Here is a 20974-nt window from a genome sequence, read left to right as displayed (position 1 = left end):
TACAAATTTACTTTAATGGGCATAAAAACGCCTCTTTTTATAAAAAAAATCCACAATTATTTAGACGGAATTCATATTCCGTTTTTAGGTATTTCTCTATGGAAAATGTTTGAAATTTACGGAAAAGGAATTTTTAGGATTCAATTAGGAAGACAAGCTGCAAGTATTTCTTGGAGTTTTTTTCTAAGTCTTTTTCCTTTTTTGCTTTTTCTGCTTTCACTTTTACCCATTTTACCACATTATGATAAATTGCAATTTTATGTCTTTGAAATTTTAATGCGCAATATTTTCCCATCGCACATGCAAAGTGATGTTTCTGATTATCTTCAAAATTATATTGTACCCAATTTAAAAAATTTTAGTAATCTTACTATTATCTTCGCTTTAGTTTTTGCAACAAATGGGGCTCATTCTTTAATAAATGGATTTAATATTAATACCAATTTAAAACGAACTTTTGTAAAAGAATATTTGGTTTCATTCGTTATTACAATTGCATTTATTGTGATTATTTTACTTTCCCTTTTAGGAATTTATTACAGCGAAGTGGTTCTAAAATTATTTACACCGCAATATAATATCAGTTGGTTTGTGCAAAATCTTTCAAAAATAATTGGATATATTTCGTTTCCATTTTTCTATTTTATTTTACTTACTTTTTTTTATTGGGTAGGTTGTTTAAAAATTACAACTATGAAACAAGCAGTTCCAGGTGCAATTTTTACTACGGTTTTATTTGTTTTAATCACTTTTATTTTTGCGTTTTATGTTAAAAAATTTGCAAAATATAATGTTCTTTATGGTTCTATTGGTTCTATAATTTTGGTAATGGTTTGGATAAATTTAAATATTATTTTAGTGCTTTTGGGAAATGAACTCAATATTGCGATTAAAAAAGTACGAGTAGAAAAGTTAATAGCAGAAGAATTGGGGAATTTTGATGAAAATTTTAATCCTTCTAATCTTCCTACTGCAGCGGAAGATGATGAAAAACATAATTTAATTTTGACAGATAAAAATTAAAACTTTTTGTGGTATTTTTTTCTGTAATTTGATAAAAACATTTTTTTCTGTTTTGAATATTTTAATAATAAATAGCCAGAAAAACCTGAAATTAATGAAGCTGCTAAAATGGCAAATTTTGCTTCGTCTTGAATATTTGGATGTCCTTTAAAGCTCAATAATGCAATAAAAATAGACATTGTAAAACCAATTCCTGCTAAAAGTCCAACTCCAATCATTTGATTCCATCGGCTTTTGTAAGGTAATTCACTCAAACCTAATTTGATTGCAATCCAAGAGAATAAATTTATTCCAACAATTTTCCCGAGAACTAAACCTAAAATAATTCCTGCGCCAAAATTGGTAAAAAGTCCGTCTATCATTCCTGTGTGAAATGTAATATTGGTATTTGTTAAAGCAAAAATCGGCATTATAAAAAAACTAACTGGAACATGAAGTTTGGATTCTAATTTTTCTAATGGTGACGGAATATCTTTTGAAATATTTGTAGGAATTGTAAAAGCTAAAATTACACCCGCAATTGTGGCGTGAATCCCAGAATGTATCATGAAATACCAAAGAAAAACACCGGGAATTAAATAATAAAAATAATTTTTAAATTTAAAAAAGTTAAGTAAAATTAAAATGACCACGATTAATAAACAAATCCCGAGATTTATCCAATGCAAAGAATCTGTATAAAAAAACGCAATAATTAAAATAGCGCCCAAATCATCTACAATTGCTAAAGCGGCAAGAAATATTTTAATAGAAGCAGGAACCGCTTTTCCAAGCATTCCTACAATTGCTAAAGAAAATGCAATATCAGTTGCCATCGGAATCGCCCATCCTTTCGCATAAGCATTACTGTGATTGAAAAAAATATAAATTAAAGCAGGAATTATCATTCCGCCAACTGCTGCAAAAATAGGCAATGACGCACTTTTTATTGTGGAAAGTTCACCTTCTACAATCTCTCGTTTAATTTCTAAACCAACTAAAAGAAAAAAAACAGCCATCAAACCATCATTAATCCAATGACTTACAGAAAATTTTAAATTTATAGATTCTAAACCTATGTAAGTATGTAAAAAATTATTAAATCCATCAGATGCAGAAGAATTGGCGATAAACAATGAAATAATTACACAGATAATGAGTAAAACACCAGAAGCTTCACTGCTTGTAAAAAATTTTTTGAAATAATTGGTTAAAATCATATTTGGTTATGGAGAATGTTCTTAAGTTATTGTTATTGTTTAATTTATAAAAAATAATTTAAAGTCTTTTTACTTTATTTACGCCATTAATATTTTTTAATTGTTTGAAACTTTCTTCTAATTGTGTTTTATTTCGAACTTCAAGACTGATGGTTCCACGGAAAATTCCGTCGTTAGATTCTATTGTCATACTTTTCATGTCCATATTCATTCCGTTGCTTATTACAGCGGTTATATCGTTAATCATTCCCATTCTGTCTAAACCTTCAATTTCTACTTTAATTCTGTTTTTAAAACGCTCTTCATTTACCCATTTTGCAGGCATCACGCGATAATCATAATTGGCGCGAAGATTTATGGCATTTGGGCACTGATCATTATGAACTTTAATTCCATCAGAAATGGTGATGAATCCAAACATTTTATCACCAGGAATTACAGTGCAACATTTTGCAAAAGAATAATTTAATTTTTCTTCATCTTTACCAAAAACTATTAAATCTAAATCAGTTTGTGGTGCTTCTTGATATTCAATATTTTTAGGAGAAGTTTTCTTAAATCTATTTAATAAATTATTGAATATTCCTTTTCCTTCAGTATATCTTTTTATGTCAGAAACGTCTAAAGTACCGTTTTGAAAGGATAAAAATAATTCTTGTGAAGTTTTTAAATTGAAGAAAACTTGCATTTTATTAATTTCTTCATCATTAAAATTCAGTTTCGCATGTCGCAATTTTCTTTGTAGAATTTCTTTTCCTTCTTCTACAAGATGACTTTTCTCTGAATTTAGAATTGCTTTTATTTTAGATTTTGCTTTGGAAGTCACTACAAAATCCAGCCAATCACTTTTTGGTTTTTGATTTTGAGACGATAAAATATCCACTTGATCTCCATTTTGCAAAACATAACTTATGGGAACTAACTTTCCATTCACTTTTGCTCCCAAACATTTCATTCCTAAATCTGAATGCACTGAAAAGGCAAAATCTAAAGCAGTGGAACCAATTGGCAAAATTTTAATTTCACCTTTTGGAGTAAAAACAAAGACTTCTTTGCTGTACAAATTTAATTTTACCGTATCTAAAAGTTCAGAAGTGGTTAAAGATTGTTGGTTTTCTAAAACGTCACGAATTTCTGAAACCCAAGCTTCAAAATTTCTATCGTCCGAATTTTGTTTGTAACCTTCTTTATATTTATAATGTGCAGCAACTCCTTTTTCTGCAATATCATCCATTCTTTCACTTCGAATTTGCACTTCAATCCACTTTTTATCTGGACCTAAAACGGTAAGATGTAAACTTTCATAACCTGTAGAACGTGGTTGCGAAATCCAATCGCGCATTCTTTGAGGATTACTGTGGTATAAATCTGTTACGATGGAATATATTTTCCAAGCTATAAATTTTTCATTTTTCGCATCAGATTTATAAATAATTCGAATGGCATAATTATCGTAAACTTCCTCAAAAGTTACGTTCTGCTTTTGCATTTTTCTATAAATAGAGCTAATTGCTTTTACTCTGCCTTTAATTGTAAAATTTAAATGTTCTGCTTCTAATTGCTCAGAAACTTCTTTTTCAAATTCTTCTACATATTTTTTTCTAGCTTCTTCGGCTGATTCTAATTTTTTAGTAATTTCATTAAATACCTCGGGATTATTATATTTTAAAGATAAATCTTCTAATTCAGATTTTATCCCATAAAGCCCCAATCTGTGAGCTAAAGGTGCGTAAATATAAACCGTTTCACTTGCGATTTTGCGTTGTTTACTTGGAGCCATAGAATCCAAAGTCCGCATATTGTGAAGTCTGTCTGCAATTTTAATTAAAATCACACGAAAATCTTCTGAAAGTGTGAGTAGTAATTTGCGGTAATTTTCAGATTGTACAGAAATATTTTGATGGTTCATTACCGAAATTTTGGTTAAACCATTTACAATTTCTGCAATTTTATCTCCGAAAATTTTTCTTAAATCATCATCTGTATAATCTGAATCTTCCACCACATCGTGGAGTAAAGCACAAGCGATAGAAGTTGCGCCTAAACCAATTTCATTTGCAACAATTTTTGCAACATCTATTGGATGATAAATATAAGGTTCGCCACTTTTTCGGCGTTGATCTTTGTGAGCGTCTAATGCAACATCAAAAGCTTTCCGGATGAGTTTATTGTTTTCCTCATCTAAAGTTCTGTAAGTATTAGAAATTAAATCTTTATAACGCGCAAGAATTTCCTTATTTTCTTGCTCTAAGTCGTATGGCATCTTCCGTGTCTATTTCTCACGAAAATACGAAAAATAGTTTTTTATTCCTATTTAAATTTTCAGGAAATAAAAAAAATATTAAATAGTATAAAATATAAATCTTACCCGAAAAAAACTTCTGAGTTAATTCCTTCATTTTGACCACGACGTTTAATTTCAGGGCTCGAAGAAATTAAAGCTCTTGCTCTTATTGCAACGATTCTTTTTAAAAATTGCAAAGATCTGGCGTCTCTAAATTTTATATTTTCAATATAATTTTGGTGAATGCAATCATTGTCTTTGAAAATCTGCGTGACTTTCTCTTTAGAATCTGCATCTTTTACTTTTACACTCACCACCAAACTTTCATCTGCGACTTTGGTATTATCACCAAAAAAAGAGCGCCAAATTGAAGTTTTCACTTCCTCAGAAATGGGTTTGTCGTGTAAATAAATGATAAAATTATTCTCTGGGAAACCTGCGTTTTCTAAATCTTGTGAGATTTCAGTCGATTGGCTTTGGCTTTTAAAAAGACCTGTAATTATTGAAGACATAATGTTATATTTTTTTAAATTCCCAACAAAAGGTACAAATAATTTTTAAATAACACAACATTTTATATTTTTAGTTGGAAAAATATAATCTCTATATTTTTTAGCTACGGAGTTTTCTAATCATTCTTAAATATATAATTTCTTTATATTTGAAAAGAATTTACCAATATGAAATCAATTGTCATTCTCTTTTTCTTTTCTTTTCAAATAATTTTCGCACAATCTGTAACTCAAAAATTAGAAAATGCAACAAAAACTTTAATGGATTCTCCAAGTGCATATTCTGCGAATTTATCATTTTTCGTTTCTGACACAGCTGGAAATCTAGTATATGAGTACAATGGGAATAAAGGTTTATCCACAGCTTCCACACAAAAAATATTTACTGCAGTGGCTGCTTTAGAAACTTTAGGAAAAGATTATAAATATTCTACAACCGCTTCTTACAATGGGAAAATTTCAAATAATGAACTTTCTGGCGATTTAATAATTACTTCTAACGGTGATCCAACTTTGGGAAGTTGGAGATATGATGGTTATAAACCCGAAGTTTTTAAGAAAAAATTGATTGCTGCTTTAAAAGAAAAAAATATTACAAAAATTACAGGAGATATTGTAATTGATGATACTTATTTTGATTTTCAAACAATTCCTGGAGGATGGCCGTGGAATGATTTGGGAAATTATTATGGCGCTGGAGTTTGGAGCGTTAATTGGCGTGAAAACCAATTTGATCTTAATATCAATGGAGATAAATTTAAAAATTTTAATATTGATTTAGGTGGTGTAAAATGGGTAAATGAATTAAAAACGGGGGGGAATTCTGACCAAAGTTTAATCTTTACTGCGCCACTTTCTGAGGTGGCATATATTAATGGAACTTTACCTGCAGGAAAAATAACAACAGTTTCTGGTTCTACTCCAAATCCACCTTTGCAATTGGGAATTGAGATTGAAGATGCAATAAGAGCTGAAGGAATTGGTCTCAATGGAAAAGTAGTGACAAATTCTCAAAATTTAGTTAATGGAGAAAAAATAATTTCAAGCCCAAAAGAAAACGTATTTTTCACTTACAATTCGCCAACTTTGGATAAAATTGTGTATTGGTTTTTGAAAAAAAGTATTAATCTTTATGGAGAAACTTTTATTAAAACAATGGCAAAAGAAAAACGCAAAGTGGGAAGTTTTGAAGAGGGAGTAGATTATCTTAAAGATTTCTGGAAAGCAAAAGGAATTAAATCTCAAATGATCAATTTTGCTGATGGAAGCGGACTTTCACCACAAAATTATGTTTCTGCAAGAGCAGAAGTTCAAGCTTTAATTTATGCCAAAAAGCAAGATTATTTTGCTGAATTTTACGATGGATTTCCCACGCAAGGAAATGGAATGAAAATGAAAAGCGGAACAATTAAAGACAGTAAATCTTTTGCAGGATATATTAAATCTAAAAGTGGGGATTATGTTTTTTCAATCATCATCAATAATTATAGTGGAAATGACGTTAGTAATGCTTTGTACAAAGTTTTAAATGTTTTAAAATAACATATGAAAAGACTTAGTTTTTTCTCCCGTTTTAATAATTGGTTTGTTTTTAGTTTGTTTTCAGCGATGATAATTGCTGTGATTTTGGCAACAACTATTTTGATTAATTATTTAAGAAAAGAAGAAATTAAGCGCATTAATCTTTTTGCAACCGCTATAAAATACCAACAGGAAATAAAATCGCCATCGCCCGAAGTTTTAGATTTGGTTTTGCAAATTGGGCAGTCCAATAATTCAATGCCCGTAATTGTAACAGATAAAAATAATACACCAACTTTTCAAGCAAATATTCCAGAAGAAATTGAGAAAAGTCCGGAGAAAATGCAAAAATTAATTCAGCGGATGAAAAAGATATATCCGCCAATTGAAATTCAATTTCCAGATGATAACAACCAATTTGTTTACTATGATAATTCGGCTTTATTAAACAATTTACGTTATTATCCTTTTGCTTTGGGTTTGTTTATTTTTGCTTATTTACTATTTTCTTTTTGGTTTTTTAGAACAATTAAAAAAACGGATGAAGGATTTCTTTGGGCGGGTTTGGCTAAAGAAACGGCGCATCAAATCGGAACTCCTTTATCTTCTATGATTGGTTGGATTGAAGTTTTACGTGGTGAAAATCCCGATTCTGAAGGTGTAAAAGAATTTGAAAAAGATATTTACAGACTAAAAACAATAAGCGAAAGGTTTTCAAAAATTGGATCTGTTCCTACTTTAAATGATTTGAATATTAACGAAACTTTACAACAAAATTTTGATTATTTAAAAAATAGAATTTCAACTAAAATTAATTTTAATTTAAAACTTCCGAATCATGAAATATTAATTCCTCACAGCAAAATTTTGATGAGTTGGGTGATAGAAAATTTAGTGAAAAACGCAGTAGATGCAATGAGAGGTGAGGGTAATTTAGAAATAAGTTTAGTAGAAAAAAATAATTTACTAACGATTGAAATTAAAGATTCTGGTAGCGGAATGACCACCACGCAAATTAGAAATGCTTTTAATCCTGGATTTTCTACTAAGAAACGCGGTTGGGGTTTAGGTTTGTCTTTGGCGAAAAGAGTGATAAAAGAATATCATAAAGGCGATATTAAAATTGTAAATTCTGAAGTTGGGAACGGAACTACTTTTCGGATTTCAATGAAGAATTCTTAGGAATTATTTTAAAGTTCTTTCAAAATCAGTTTTATCTTTTGTAGTAATTTCTCTTAAAACTTTACATGGATTTCCTACTGCGATTACATTTTCGGGAATATTTTTTGTGACTACACTTCCAGAACCGATAATAGAATTTGTACCAATTGTAACGCCTGGATTTACCGTTACATTTGCGCCAATCCAAACATTATTTTCAATAATAATTTCCTTAGAAATCTCAAAGCCTTCTTGTCGTAAATCTTTATCAATCGGATGATTTACTGTGATTAAACTTACATTTGGGCCAATCAAAACACGATCACCAATTGTTACTTTTGCTGCATCTAAAACAGTAAAATTATAATTAGCGTAGAAGTTTTTCCCGATTTCAATATTGTAGCCATAATCGCACCTTAAAGGTGGTTCTAAATAAAAACTGCCTTTTATTTTGCCAAATAATGATTTTATTAATTGATGGCGTTCTTTAATTTTAGAAGGTGGAAGATTGTTAAATTCAAAAAGTAATTCTTTGGCATTTTGTCTTTCATGAAATAATTCTTTTCCAAACGCTTTGTAAGGTACGCCAGTAAGCATTTTTTCCTTTTCAGATTTCATTTAATCTAATTGGTTTCTGGAGTTATTTCTTCATAACTGACATAATAATTTTTATCAAATGAAACGGGTGTTTCGTTGTCAAGAGTAATGTACTGAATTTTATCTGAAGGATTTATCAAAATTAGTTTTCCGCCATTATTAATTCTGATTGGCAATTTAAAATTCTCAACTGTATTCTTCCAAATAATTTGAAGATCTTTTCCTTTCTGGAAATATCCAAGTATCGGAATCTTTGTAGTTTCTAAATATTGTTTAAAAACAGAAGTGAAATCAATCCCAGATTTTTGATTGATATATTCTTCCACTTGCTTTCCAGTAACGGTTTGGTGATAAAAATCTTTATTTAAACCGCGCAGAATTTGACGGAATTTCTCATCATCATTTATTACCTGACGAATTGTGTGCAACATATTTGCGCCTTTGTAATACATATCACCACTTCCTTCATTTCTCACACCAAATTTTCCAATAATTGGTTTGTCATTTTGAATATTTTTTCTCAAACCAATAACGTATTTTTCCGCCGCTTCTTTTCCCATAAAATTTTGGGTAAAAAGCGTTTCGGAATAACAGGTAAAACTTTCGTGAATCCACATATCTGCTTGATCTTTTGCGGTAATATTATTCGCAAACCATTCGTGTCCACTTTCATGAATGATGATAAAATCCCAGTTTAATCCAACTCCAGTTCCAGATAAATCTCGTCCGAGATAACCATTTTCATAATGATTTCCATAAGCCACAGAACTTTGATGTTCCATCCCGAGATACGGACTTTCAACTAATTTATAAGAATCTTCATAAAAAGGATATGGTCCAAACCAATATTCAAAAGCTTTAAGCATTGGTTTTACTTGCTGAAATTGTTTTTTTGCTTTATCTAAATTATAATCTAAAACCCAATAATCTAAATCTAATTTTCCTTTTTCACCGTTGAAAGTGTCTTTAAAATTGACATATTTCCCCATATTTGGAATAATAGAGTAGTCGCCAATTGGATTTACAACTCTCCAAGTGTAAACTTTAGAATCTCCATCAGTTTTAGCGGAAATTAATCTGCCGTTTCCAACGCCCACTAAATCTTTTGGAGTTTTAATTTTTAAAATTAAACCGTCATCTGGTTCATCGCTCCAAATATCTTTCAAAGGCAACCAAACAGATGCACCAATTCCTTCATCTGCAACAGAAATCCACGGGTTTTTATTTTTATCTGTTGTGAAAACCCAACCACCGTCCCATGGTGCATTTTTAGTAATAATTGGTTTGCCAAAAAATTGGATTGTTAAAGAAAATTTTTCACCTTTTTTAAATTTTTGATTGGTTTCCAAAAAAATAAAATCTCCGTCTCTTTTATCGCTTTTAAATTTAATATTGGAAGATAAAATCTTATAATCCATCGGCTGTTGCAGATCAATTTGGAAAGTTGGATTTTCTACATCTTTGCTAATTTCAAAAGATATTTTATTAGTTCCAGTAATTGATTTGTCTTCAGATTTTGGCGCAACAAAAACTTCATATTTTTTCACATCCCAGAAATTTCTGAATTCTGTATTTGAACCTTTTAAAGTATCAGATTTGGTGAAAGTTTGCGCCGATGCAAAACTTGAAATTGCCAAAAATATTAAGATTGTTTTTTTGTTCATTTTAAATTATTTAGTTTTTACCAATTCTGTAGATTTTTTATCTTTTTGCATTCTTTTGTAAACCAATGCACTTACTAAAATACTAAATTCATATAATAAAAATAATGGAAGCGCCGCAGCTAACATACTTAGAACATCTGCAGGTGTAATAATTGCAGCTACAACCATAATTAAAACTGTTGCGTGACGACGGTATTTTCTCATAAAAAGCGGCGTTAAAATGCCCAAACTGGTCATGAAATAAACAATGACAGGAAATAGAAAAACAAGTCCCATTCCAATTACAACTTGTAAGAAAAGGGCGGTGTAATCAGTCAAATCAAATAATTGTTGAATGGAATCTGAAATACTAAACATTAATCCGAAATTAATAACCAATGGTAGAATTAAAAAATAACCTGTTACAATACCACACAAAAATAAAATCCAAATAAAATTAATAATAAATCTGGAATTTTTTCTTTCTCTTGGATGTAAAGCAGGACTTATAAAACGCCATAATTCCCAAATAATATAAGGAAACGCCAATATCATGCCCCCAAAAATGGAAACTGACATCATTACATTAAATTGCTGCATCATTTGCTTTTGCTGAACTCTGAAATGATCGGGTAAAACCATTCCTTTTTCTCCAAACCAAGCCATAGAATAATGATTGATAAACTCAAATGTGACAAAACTATTTTTGGTTGGACCAAAAAAAACGTGATCCATAATCCAGTTGATATTAAATCCAACAATGATTGCACCTACAATTATTGCGATAATCGACCGAATTAAATGTCCTCTTAATTCTCCAATGTGTCCTAAAAAAGACATTTCTTTTTGTTCCATTCTTGTTATTGCGAGTATCGCGAAGCAATCTCGTCTTTTTATTTTATCCCTGCGAAATTAATGATTAATCTATAAAAAAATCTGATTATTAACAAAAAATTATTTAGGATTTTCGTTAAAATACGATATAAGGTGGCTATTAAGTTTTAAGTGATTTTCTGGTTTGCATTTAGAGATTAATAAAAAATACTTGCCGATTGGATTAATACTTCGTATATTTATTTGACTGCCAATTACTTAAAGGTATGAATCGGCTTAGTCAAAATCATGAAATTGTTTTAAAATAAATGTCAAAATACTTGCAAAAAAATAGCACAGACTTTAAGATTCTGTGCTTTTTTGTGGTTAGACAATTGAGCCGGCGTAAACGGAATTGGAGACCAATTCGCCGGCAGTGTCACGGAAGGCGAGCCAGACATAGAGCTCTTTGCCCTGCATCTGCACGGGAACGTTGGCGGCATAGGTGGCGGCATCGCGCTGTGCAGCATTCTCGATGAAAAATGTTAGGGGTTCGTCTTTTGCAGCGATGAGAATCTGTAGCCAGTCGGTTGAGCGTTCCGGATTTGCTGCTGAATTATCCTGCCATGTGACCGTGAGGGTTTCCGGGGTATCTAGTGTAAGAGTAAGTGGCACGACGGCAAGTAGTGATCCTTTAGAAAATGAAATAAAAGGATACTGCGGTGTAATGGTCTCTGTGACATAATCAATAATGAAATTGGTCATCAGATTGGTCATTGCGAGATTATAGCAGGATTTCATGCCGATGCGTTTGCCATAATAGAGACAAGCATAATTGCGGAATGACTGCATAAATTCGGCACATTTTTTCATGCGAAGCTGTATGAGCTGCTGCTTGAGAGATGGCGGTGAGGTTCTTTTTCGGGGGCGAATTTTGGAGAATTCGTGCCCAAACATGTTGGCTACTACAATCCGACCTGTACGTCCGGAGGTCCCTGATAATAGGGAGTCATAAATTTTTCCTATGGTAATAAATTTTTGGGGGTTAGTGGTGTAAAGTTGGGAAATTTATGAACGTCTATTTAAAAGGGCTAAAAACTTTCCAAAAGTTGCCTTATTTTTCCATTAAAGGGAAGAAAAGGGCAGTATTGGGCAAATAGGGTGGTGGTATTTTTTGAGGGTGTTTTGCTGCAAACGATTTGTAGGAAAGGGATTCAGATGATAGGAGGTGGTTTTTGGGGAAATAAAATTGGTCTATTTGTATTGGTGTTGTTCGAGTGTTGTATATCCGCTGTATATCTATTGTATATCCATTGTATATAGACTGTTCGTAGATTGTTCGATGTTTGGGAGTGATGAGTGATGAATGATGAATTATGAATGGTGAATGGTGAATGGTGAATGATGAATGATGAATGATGAAAGATGAATGATGAGTGGAGGAGATCCTTCAGCAGGCTCAGGATGACAAAAAGGTAGATGAGGGGGACAGTGGATAATAAGCTTTTATTATTTCCTAAAGTTTCCTAAAATCTCTTAATGTTTGTTAAATTTATTTAACAAATAATTCTTAAATTTGCGCCCTCAATAAAACAATTATCTGCAATAAAGGTTAACTTTATGAAAAGACTTTTAGAATTATTTTGTTTGGTGGTATTTGTAAATTTGTTTGCACAAACCGTTGCGCCTTCAGGAATTTCTACCACTGAGAATTATGTTTACAGCAGGACATATCTTGAGCCCGTTACTACGAGTTCCACTACAGCCAAACAAGTGCAAAGCGTAGGTTATTTTGATGGTTTGGGTAGGGCAAAACAAAGCATTGCCATAAAAGCAACCGCCACCGGTCAGGATTTTGTGACCACGATTCCTTATGACGGTTTTGGCAGACAGGTAGATTCCTATTTTCCTGCACCGATGAGTACAAATAATGGCGGCATCCAAACTGGTGTAGAAGCCGCCGCCGCAACCGCCTACTCGGACACAAATCCTTTTTCACATAAAGTTTTAGAAAACTCACCTTTAGATAGAATTCAACAGCAGATCGATCCTGGAACGGACTGGCAAAACAAACCCGTCAATTTTACGTACGAGGCTAATGATTCATTAGAAGTTAAAAAATACACGGCTACATCAACCTGGGTAAATAATGCCACGTCTTCCACACTTTCTGTCTCAGGAAGTTACGCCGCTGCTACACTGTATAAAAATACGGTTACCGATGAAGACGGCAATGTTTCTATTGAATTTAAAAACGGACAGGGACAAACCCTTTTGGTCAGAAAAAATGACGGAACAAACAATATCGACACCTACTACGTTTACAACGAATACAACCAGTTGGCATTTGTGGTGCCACCTTTGGCTGCAGCAAATACAAGTATTTCACAAGCCGATTTAGACAATCTTTGTTACCAGTACCGATACGACGGAAAAAACCGTTTAGCAGAAAAAAAGCTACCTGGCAAAGGTTGGGAATATATGGTGTATGATCAGCAAAACCGCTTGGTTCTTACACAAGACGCCAATCTTCGGACTACGACTAATAATTTCCTAAATAAAGGCTGGCTTTTCACCAAGTACGACCAATTCGGAAGAGTCGTTTACACGGGATTTTTTAAAAATACGGCAACGAGAAGTTCGATGCAGACTGCTCTCAATAATATGGCAGCTAATGCAGGAAACAATGAAGTAAGAGTTTCCTCGCCATCTATCACACTTCAAGGTTTACCGCTTTATTATTCTAAAAATGCTTTTCCGACTGGAAGTATGACACTTCTATCCGTCAACTATTATGACACTTATCCCACAGGAAGTCCAACTTTTGATAATGTTTTGGCACAATCGCCAAGTCCAAACCTGCTTACCGCCACTTACACCGCAGATGGGCGAAGCACAAAATCTCTACCTCTCGCCAGTTTTGTAAAAAACATTGAAACGGATGACTGGACTAAAAACTACAGTTTTTACGACACCAAAGCCAGAGCTTTTGCCACTTACAGTTTCAACCATTTGGGCGGCTACACGAAGACGGAATCTGAACTGGATTTTGCAGCAATACCACAAAAAACCTTTACGTTCCATAAAAGATTAAATGCTGATACAGAAGTTCAAATTAAAGAACGTTTTGAATACAATGCCTATAATAATGCTTTGGAAAAACATTACCACCAAGTCAATTCTCAGCCAGAAGAACTTTTAACGGAAAACCACTACAATGAACTCGGACAATTAGAATACAAAAATGTTGGAAATCTTTTGGGAAGTTCTTTGCAAAAGTTAGATTATAAATACAACATTCGTGGTTGGATGACCCAGATTAATGACCCCGTTAATTTAGGGACAAAACTCTTTGGTTACAAGATAAAATACAATAATGTAGATGGCTTGCAAATTCCCAATACAGATTTCGCGAATGACAAAGTAATACCCAAATACAACGGCAATATTGCAGAAGTAGATTGGAAAACTGCTTATGCATCAAACGAACCTTTAAGAAGATACGGCTATGTCTATGACGGACTAAACCGACTTACCGCAGGTTATTACCAAAACGCTCAAAATCCTTCTGCCAAAGAATATTTTGAACATTTATTATATGACAGCAATGGAAACATTACACAATTAAAACGCTCAAGCGCAGTATTGCCAGGAAATACAACTGCAGATTTGATAGATAATTTAACTTATTCTTACACAGGAAACCAATTGCAAACCGTTGCTGATGCGCAGCAAAATTCTGATGGTTATCCTTATAAAGCCACTCCAAATCTGATTACCTATGATGCTAATGGAAATATGACTTCTATGCAGGATAAAGGAATCAATGTGATTAATTATAATTATTTAAATGTTCCCAATTCAATTTCAAAATTACAAGGCGCAACTGTATTCAATTACAATTATATTTACCGTGCAGATGGTGTGAAATTGAATAAAATTACTAGCAACAATAGAAGAGGTAGCGTTCCCGTAAGCACAGATTATTTAGACGGCTTCCAATATCAGAACCAAGTTTTGCAATTTATACCCACCGCAGAAGGTTATTATGACTTTACAAAAAATGCGTATATTTACAATTCCACAGACCATTTAGGAAATGTGAGGTTGAGTTACAGCAAAAACCCAAGCACAGGCGCTCTTGATATTATAGAAGAAAACAATTATTATGCATTTGGCTTAAAACACGAAGGTTATAATGACATTTCGTCAAGTTCTACTTACAACTACAAGTACAACGGCAAGGAACTGCAGGAAACCGGGATGTACGCGATGGACTTCCGCCAATATATGCCGGATATTGGAAGATTTACTGGAATGGATGCTCTTTCTGAAATGTATGCAGACCAAACTCCTTATCATTTTTCTTTAAATAATCCAGCAAATTTTTCTGATCCTACAGGATTATACACAAGGGATTCCCAAGGAAATGTCAGCACTTCAAATAAGCAAGAAATAAGTGATTTACTTAGTTATTTTAAAGGAGGCGGCAGTATAAATGGTGTTGATAATTTCATAAGTGGTAATTCTAATTTTGCACAGGATCTCGAAGGTGTAGTTATGCAAGGAAAGGCAGGAGGTGGTACTGGTGTGAATAATCCGTTTGGAGGTCAATATGGAGCATTAAATTCGGCATATTTAGACAGCGGTATTAATAATGCTAGACAAGGACATAACTTCCAACAAGCACAATATACACTTACAGAAGCCGTTACAGAAACTAAAATAGGACAATCTGTAGCAGGTGTTGAAAATTTCTTGTTTAGAGATATTCCTCTACAATTTGCAGGTGGATCTTTACTTTCTGCAGGTTGGCGAGCAGCAGGAGCAGGTAAATTTTTATTAGGTGTAGCAAATAATCTATATGCAAGATTTGCCCCTAAAGTTTTAGCCAATTTTAGTGAAACTGGGGCGTATTCTGTATATCATGGTTTAGAAAATGGTGTTGTGAAATATGTGGGTATTACTGGAAGAGAAGAAGGTTTAAGATGGGCAGAACATAGAGCAGCAGGTGGAGCAAAAGCGCTATTAGATTTTAGAACTGTTGGTGCGGGTTTGACTAAATCTCAAGCACGTTCTTTGGAACAAAGTATGATTAATAAATATGGTCTTCCAAATCTTTATAATAAAATAAATTCTATAGCACCCAAAAATTGGACAACTTATGGCGTAACAGCCCCTTAATAAAAAAAATGGCAAAGCGATTAAAAACCAAAATAGGTGATATTTTTTCAATCCCTATAAATGAAGAAGAAAAAAGATATATGCAACTTATTGCGTTTGATTTAAATCAACTCAATAGTGATGTAGTTAGAATATTTGAAAAGAAATATTTTCACGGCGAAACTCCAAGTATTGAAGATATTATTAAAGATGATGTTAATTCCTATGTCCATTGTGCTGTAGATTTTGGAATTAAATTAAATCTTTGGGACAAGATTGGAAATAATAACGTAATTGGAGATATTAATAAAATTATTTTTCGTGATAGCAACGATTATGGTCACAAAGAAGGTGAAGAACCTATCCTAATTTCTAATGATTGGAATATTTGGAGAATTAAAGATGAAAAATTTACACGAGTAAAAAAACTAGAAGGAGAAAACAGAAAATCATATGTGGGGTTAGTAATCAATCCATATGGTATATTAGAAATAGCGAAAGGAAATGAATACCCACTTAATTACCCTACTTTTGAGTGATTTTTTTAATAAATAAAAGCAAACCACCCGCTGCCGCACGATTGCATCGTGTGGTCATAAAATAAAAGAACAAGTTTTAGGAGTTGGTTTTGCCGTAGAAGGCTATTATGATTTTACAAAAAATGCGTACATTTACAACTACACAGACCATCTGGGAAATGTACGTTTAAGTTACACCAAAGACAAAAGCACAGGCGCTCTTACTATTTTAGAAGAAAACAATTATTATGCATTTGGTTTAAAACACACTGGCTATAATGAAACTCCTACTGCAATTGCAGGTTACAACTACAAGTACCAAGGACAAGAGTTGCAGGAAACTGGTTTTTACTCGTTTAAGTGGAGAAATTATATGCCCGATGTGGGAAGATTTTTCAATATTGACCCTTTAAGTGAAAAATATTCTTACCAGTCACCTTATAATTTTTCAGAAGATCGTGTGATTGATGCGAGAGAATTGGAAGGGTTAGAAGCGAAAAAACTCAATGATAACAATTATGAGTTCCATGTAAATCCAGTAGGATTAAATTCAACGCAATTAGCCACTATTAAAGCTGATGCCATCGTAGCGAGTGGAATAATTAGCCAAAATGGAGTTACCATGAATGTTATTGTTGATTCTAAGGCGTCATATAATGTAGTTGGAGTTCAAAATGTTTTTTTCGATAAAGATGACAAAGGTAACCTTGTAGCGATAAACGGTAAAACTATGCCATTAGGAAATCCGATTGATGGCACAGTAAAATATGTTCTAGGATTGGGTGACACTTTAGCTCATGAATTATTGCATGCGATGGGTCTTGATCATATTTGGGTAAATAATCCCAATACCAATCCGGTTACAAACACACCTGCTAACCGAAATAATGTAATGAATTCTGGTGCGAATCCAGACCCTAACAATACTAGTGATCTTCGTACGAATCTTACCACTGACCAAACAGAAATAATGAAAAGAACAGTAGATGCATCACAGTCAAGATTACCACAGCCATTACTATTGCCACAACCTTCACCACTACCATTACCGCAACCATCACCGCAACCGCAACCATTACCCCAACCAACAAATTAATCATGATAGTATTGAGAATAGTATTTTTATGTTTTCTTTTTTTCTTTTGCAATGTGAAAAGCCAAAATATTTGTACATCTGAGAAATTTAGAAAGAATCAAACTAAAAAAGAGATAAGGTTCGAAAAATCTTATTTCGATGATAGTTTGAATATTAAAAAAAATCGAAGAAATTATGTAGTTATTATCAATAATACTTCATTCATAGACAATCCATATAAAGTAAATAATAATGATGCAATTTCAATAAGTGGATATAGTAGTTGTTATGGTGTAAGACAATATTATATAAGCAAAAAAAGAAAATATTTTGATTTTTGGAGTGAGAGAATGGGCAAAAAGAGAATCTATTTTAAGAAAAATTTTGATTACATTTATGTCGGAAAATCTTATACTAATAACTTATCTATATTATATTCTCAATATATACCAGACTTTAGCTGTGAGTAAATTACCCGATGACCCGAGAATGCGGATATCGATCTCCCTCGCTCCGCATTCTATGACAAAAAGCACATAAAAATTGTTAAAATTTAGGATGCAAATTTGTAGGAGTTATGACGATAATGGCAATATGCTCTCAGAAAAAGATAAAAATATAACTGCAATTGCCTATAATTTTTTAAATTTACCAAACCAAGTGACACAAACTACAGCCACCACCAGTTATGTGTACAGCGCAGCAGGTCTTAAACTTAAAAAAACTTATCAAGAAAACTGTTCTCTCTGCGGATCTTCACCTTTAATTATAGATTATTTAGACGGTTTTCAGTATAACACCACATTCGGTTCGGCGGTTTTACAATTTATCCCAACTTCAGAAGGCTATTACGATTTTATAAAAAAATCTTACATTTATAATTACACAGACCATTTAGGAAACGTGAGGCTTAGTTATTATAAAAACAATGCAGGAGTTCTTACAATTGTAGAAGAAAACAATTACTATCCTTTTGGCTTAAAACACGAGGGTTATAATGAAGCTCCTACTGCAATTGCAGGTTATAATTACAAGTACAACGGCAAAGAGTTGCAAGAGACTGGAATGTATGATTACGGACAACGTCATTATATGCCAGATATAGGTCGTTTTAATCGTCCAGATAGATTTTCAGAAAAATATTTTGATTTATCTTCATATTCGTATGTTGCAAATAACCCAGTTCGTTATATTGATGTAAAAGGTGATAGCATAAGACTAAGTTTAACGATTGACTATTCAATGACAGCCAATCCTAATGGATTGAGTGATTTAGGAGTGACAAATTATTCAAATGGAAATTTAACAGGAGTTAGCAATTCCAATGTTAATATTGATATTCCTGTTGATATACATTTATCTGCGTCGTTCAAAGGAACTTCTTCATCTACAAATATTGAAACTCAAAACCCCGGTTTAGAAAGAGAAGTAGTAGCACACGAAAAAAGTCATAAAGACCAGATTATGGATGCTGCAAAAAGTCCAATTAGCATAAATGTTACATTAGATGGGAAAAGTCAATCATACACTGGACCTCCGGATAAAGTAATATTAGATGCAGCTAAAGCATTTGTTGGTTCAACAGATGCTTCAAAAATGAATAAGGCTGACAAACAAAATTTTACTACTAACAACATAGTAAATCCTGCTCTAAATGAAATGGGTAACAATATGTCTAAAGTAGCAACTGACCCAAATAAAGAAACTGACGCTAACAATCGAGCAGCATCTGCATTAGGTTCGTCTACAATAAAATATAATAATGGTAAAACTCCAGTTGTATATAATGGTAAAACACTTAAGTAAAAAATGGAATGAAAAAAAAATTAATTATTACAATCGTATTTTTTTATTCAATATTTGGTTTTGCCCAAGTTAAGGATTCCTTAAGGGATATAATTTTAAACACGAGTCTTTCAAGAGAGGAATATATCGGAAATCAAATTAAACTGTATGAGGACAGTCTAATCTCTAAGCCCAAAGAAACGAGATTTATATTTAATCCTTGTTTTGATTTAAATGGTAGTTTTTGGGAAGATATTCATCATCCAACCACCAAATCATATAGATGGGAAATTGTTAAACAGATAAATAATGAAAGTTTGTTAAAAGAGTTGTTGCTATTATCTAATACAAAGTTAGATGATAAGTGTAAATGTAAAAATTCTAAAGACATTCCACTAATCAATTATTCTTTTAAAGGTTTATTAAAAAAGAGATATAAAGAATTAAAAAAAAATCCCCGCTGCGCAAAGTCTCCGACTTTGAGCAATAATAAAAACCAACTTTTAGGGGGTGATGTTCCAAAAGTGTTGGTTTGTTTTAACGAGAGGATTTTACAAAAGAAAAACAAAATGTAAAAAAGAACAGACATTTGTCTGTTCTTTTTAATTTTAAATGAAAAAACAAGCCTTTACAGAAGTTCAGATTAAAGAGCGATTTGAGTATAATGCTTTTAATAATGCTTTGGAGAAACATTACCACCAAGTCAATTCTCAGCCCGAAGAACTTTTAACTGAAAACCACTACAATGAGGTAGGACAACTGACAAATAAAAAAGTAGGCAATAATATCCAGCAAATGGATTACACCTACAACATCCGCGGTTGGATGACGGGGATTAATGATCCCAATAATTTAGGGACAAACTTATTTGGGTACGAAATAAAATACAATAATCCTGTAAACCCATCGGTTGCGGCTGCTAAATACAACGGCAATATTGCAGAAATTGATTGGGCAAACTCTGACGATGGGATATTGCGAAGATACGGTTATAATTATGATAAATTAAACCGACTTCTGCAAGCCACTTATCAGAAACCAAACCTTACAAATCCTATTACTCATGCTTATGATGAGGGCTTAACATATGATCTTAATGGAAATATACAAACCTTAATCCGATTTGGAGGCTCAGATACAAATAGCCCAATGAAAATAGATGATATTGCCTACACATATATTGGAAATCAACTTGTTGATGTGTGGGATTCAAGTGGAAACTACTTAGGTCTTGATGGGGGCGATGAAATGGAATACGATAATAACGGTAATGTGGTTTATGATGCTGCACATTTAATTAATTCAATTGATTATAACTATCTAAATTTACCTGTTAATATTCTGAAAGATGATGAAAAATTTCATTATACTTATGCGTCGGATGGAACAAAATTATCTTCAATTTATGAAGAGCAGCAACTTTCAGAGATAACAGCCACTGATTATATTGATGGTTTCCAATATAAAAACGGGATTTTACAGTTTATACCTACCGCAGAAGGTTATTATGATTTTATAAAAAATGCTTACATTTACAACTACACAGATCATTTAGGAAATGTGAGGTTGAGTTACTATAAAAACAGCGCAGGCGTTCTTACTATTGATAAAGAAAGCAATTATTATCCTTTTGGGTTAGAACATACAGGTTATAATAATTTGGTTGGGAATTTAGATTAT

At 32.5% G+C, this 20974-nt stretch carries 15 protein-coding genes and 1 pseudogene; 9 read left to right on the top strand and 7 right to left on the bottom strand.

The window, feature by feature from the left end:
- The first annotated feature begins 15 nt into the window (after positions 1-15).
- On the top strand, positions 16-1023 hold the full coding sequence (locus ACN0WB_RS10965) for a YihY/virulence factor BrkB family protein (protein ID WP_417431713.1): 1008 nt from the start codon (positions 16-18) through the stop codon (positions 1021-1023).
- Here the strand turns inward: ACN0WB_RS10965 and nhaA are convergent.
- The 3 genes from nhaA to ACN0WB_RS10950 all read right to left on the bottom strand — a co-directional run bounded on the left by nhaA (position 1020) and on the right by ACN0WB_RS10950 (position 5018).
- The gene (gene nhaA, locus ACN0WB_RS10960) at positions 1020-2222 is read right to left on the bottom strand and encodes a Na+/H+ antiporter NhaA (protein ID WP_417431711.1); all 1203 of its coding nucleotides are present in this window, start codon (positions 2220-2222) and stop codon (positions 1020-1022) included. The two genes, ACN0WB_RS10965 and nhaA, sit on opposite strands and share 4 nt — an antisense overlap.
- 58 nt (positions 2223-2280) lie before the next feature.
- Positions 2281-4485, bottom strand: coding sequence for a RelA/SpoT family protein (locus tag ACN0WB_RS10955; RefSeq protein ID WP_417431709.1), 2205 nt, complete (start codon positions 4483-4485; stop codon positions 2281-2283).
- A 101-nt stretch (positions 4486-4586) separates the two neighbouring features.
- On the bottom strand, positions 4587-5018 hold the full coding sequence (locus ACN0WB_RS10950) for a hypothetical protein (RefSeq protein ID WP_417431707.1): 432 nt from the start codon (positions 5016-5018) through the stop codon (positions 4587-4589).
- Between the two features lie 168 nt (positions 5019-5186).
- On the opposite strand from ACN0WB_RS10950, the gene dacB reads away from it, so the two are divergent.
- Positions 5187-6560 (top strand): D-alanyl-D-alanine carboxypeptidase/D-alanyl-D-alanine-endopeptidase, encoded by a 1374-nt coding sequence (dacB, locus tag ACN0WB_RS10945; RefSeq protein WP_417431705.1) that lies wholly within the window; start codon positions 5187-5189, stop codon positions 6558-6560.
- Positions 6561-6563: 3 nt separating this feature from the next.
- Positions 6564-7721 (top strand): sensor histidine kinase, encoded by a 1158-nt coding sequence (locus ACN0WB_RS10940; RefSeq protein WP_417431703.1) that lies wholly within the window; start codon positions 6564-6566, stop codon positions 7719-7721.
- Positions 7722-7724: 3 nt separating this feature from the next.
- Here the strand turns inward: ACN0WB_RS10940 and ACN0WB_RS10935 are convergent, their stop codons facing one another.
- From ACN0WB_RS10935 to ACN0WB_RS10920, 4 genes are all read right to left on the bottom strand, one after another.
- Positions 7725-8297 (bottom strand): sugar O-acetyltransferase, encoded by a 573-nt coding sequence (locus ACN0WB_RS10935; RefSeq protein ID WP_417431701.1) that lies wholly within the window; start codon positions 8295-8297, stop codon positions 7725-7727.
- Between the two features lie 26 nt (positions 8298-8323).
- Complete coding sequence (locus ACN0WB_RS10930; protein WP_417431699.1) at positions 8324-9961, bottom strand: M1 family metallopeptidase; 1638 nt, start codon at positions 9959-9961, stop codon at positions 8324-8326.
- A gap of 6 nt (positions 9962-9967) precedes the next feature.
- Positions 9968-10795 carry a twin-arginine translocase subunit TatC gene (gene tatC / locus ACN0WB_RS10925; RefSeq protein ID WP_417431697.1) on the bottom strand — a complete coding sequence of 276 codons (828 nt, stop codon included), beginning with the start codon at positions 10793-10795 and terminating at the stop codon, positions 9968-9970.
- A 345-nt stretch (positions 10796-11140) separates the two neighbouring features.
- On the bottom strand, positions 11141-11770 hold the full coding sequence (locus ACN0WB_RS10920) for a DUF6266 family protein (protein ID WP_417431755.1): 630 nt from the start codon (positions 11768-11770) through the stop codon (positions 11141-11143).
- Positions 11771-12373: 603 nt separating this feature from the next.
- Here ACN0WB_RS10920 and ACN0WB_RS10915 point away from each other — a divergent pair.
- The 6 genes and pseudogenes from ACN0WB_RS10915 to ACN0WB_RS10890 all read left to right on the top strand — a co-directional run.
- Positions 12374-15937 carry a DUF6443 domain-containing protein gene (locus ACN0WB_RS10915; RefSeq protein WP_417431695.1) on the top strand — a complete coding sequence of 1188 codons (3564 nt, stop codon included), beginning with the start codon at positions 12374-12376 and terminating at the stop codon, positions 15935-15937.
- A gap of 8 nt (positions 15938-15945) precedes the next feature.
- A complete protein-coding gene (locus tag ACN0WB_RS10910; protein WP_417431693.1) occupies positions 15946-16455 on the top strand; it encodes a hypothetical protein in 510 nt (169 codons plus the stop codon).
- A gap of 40 nt (positions 16456-16495) precedes the next feature.
- Positions 16496-17530, top strand: coding sequence for an RHS repeat-associated core domain-containing protein (locus ACN0WB_RS10905; RefSeq protein ID WP_417431753.1), 1035 nt, complete (start codon positions 16496-16498; stop codon positions 17528-17530).
- Between the two features lie 537 nt (positions 17531-18067).
- Complete coding sequence (locus ACN0WB_RS10900) at positions 18068-19315, top strand: RHS repeat-associated core domain-containing protein (protein ID WP_417431692.1); 1248 nt, start codon at positions 18068-18070, stop codon at positions 19313-19315.
- An 8-nt stretch (positions 19316-19323) separates the two neighbouring features.
- Positions 19324-19869 (top strand): hypothetical protein, encoded by a 546-nt coding sequence (locus tag ACN0WB_RS10895; protein WP_417431690.1) that lies wholly within the window; start codon positions 19324-19326, stop codon positions 19867-19869.
- Between the two features lie 37 nt (positions 19870-19906).
- Positions 19907-20974, top strand: a pseudogene (locus ACN0WB_RS10890) (RHS repeat-associated core domain-containing protein); the annotation flags it as partial.

The organism is Halpernia sp. (assembly GCF_048269545.1).
Classification (GTDB): domain Bacteria; phylum Bacteroidota; class Bacteroidia; order Flavobacteriales; family Weeksellaceae; genus Halpernia.
This window is presented reverse-complemented; position numbering and strand designations above follow the sequence as displayed.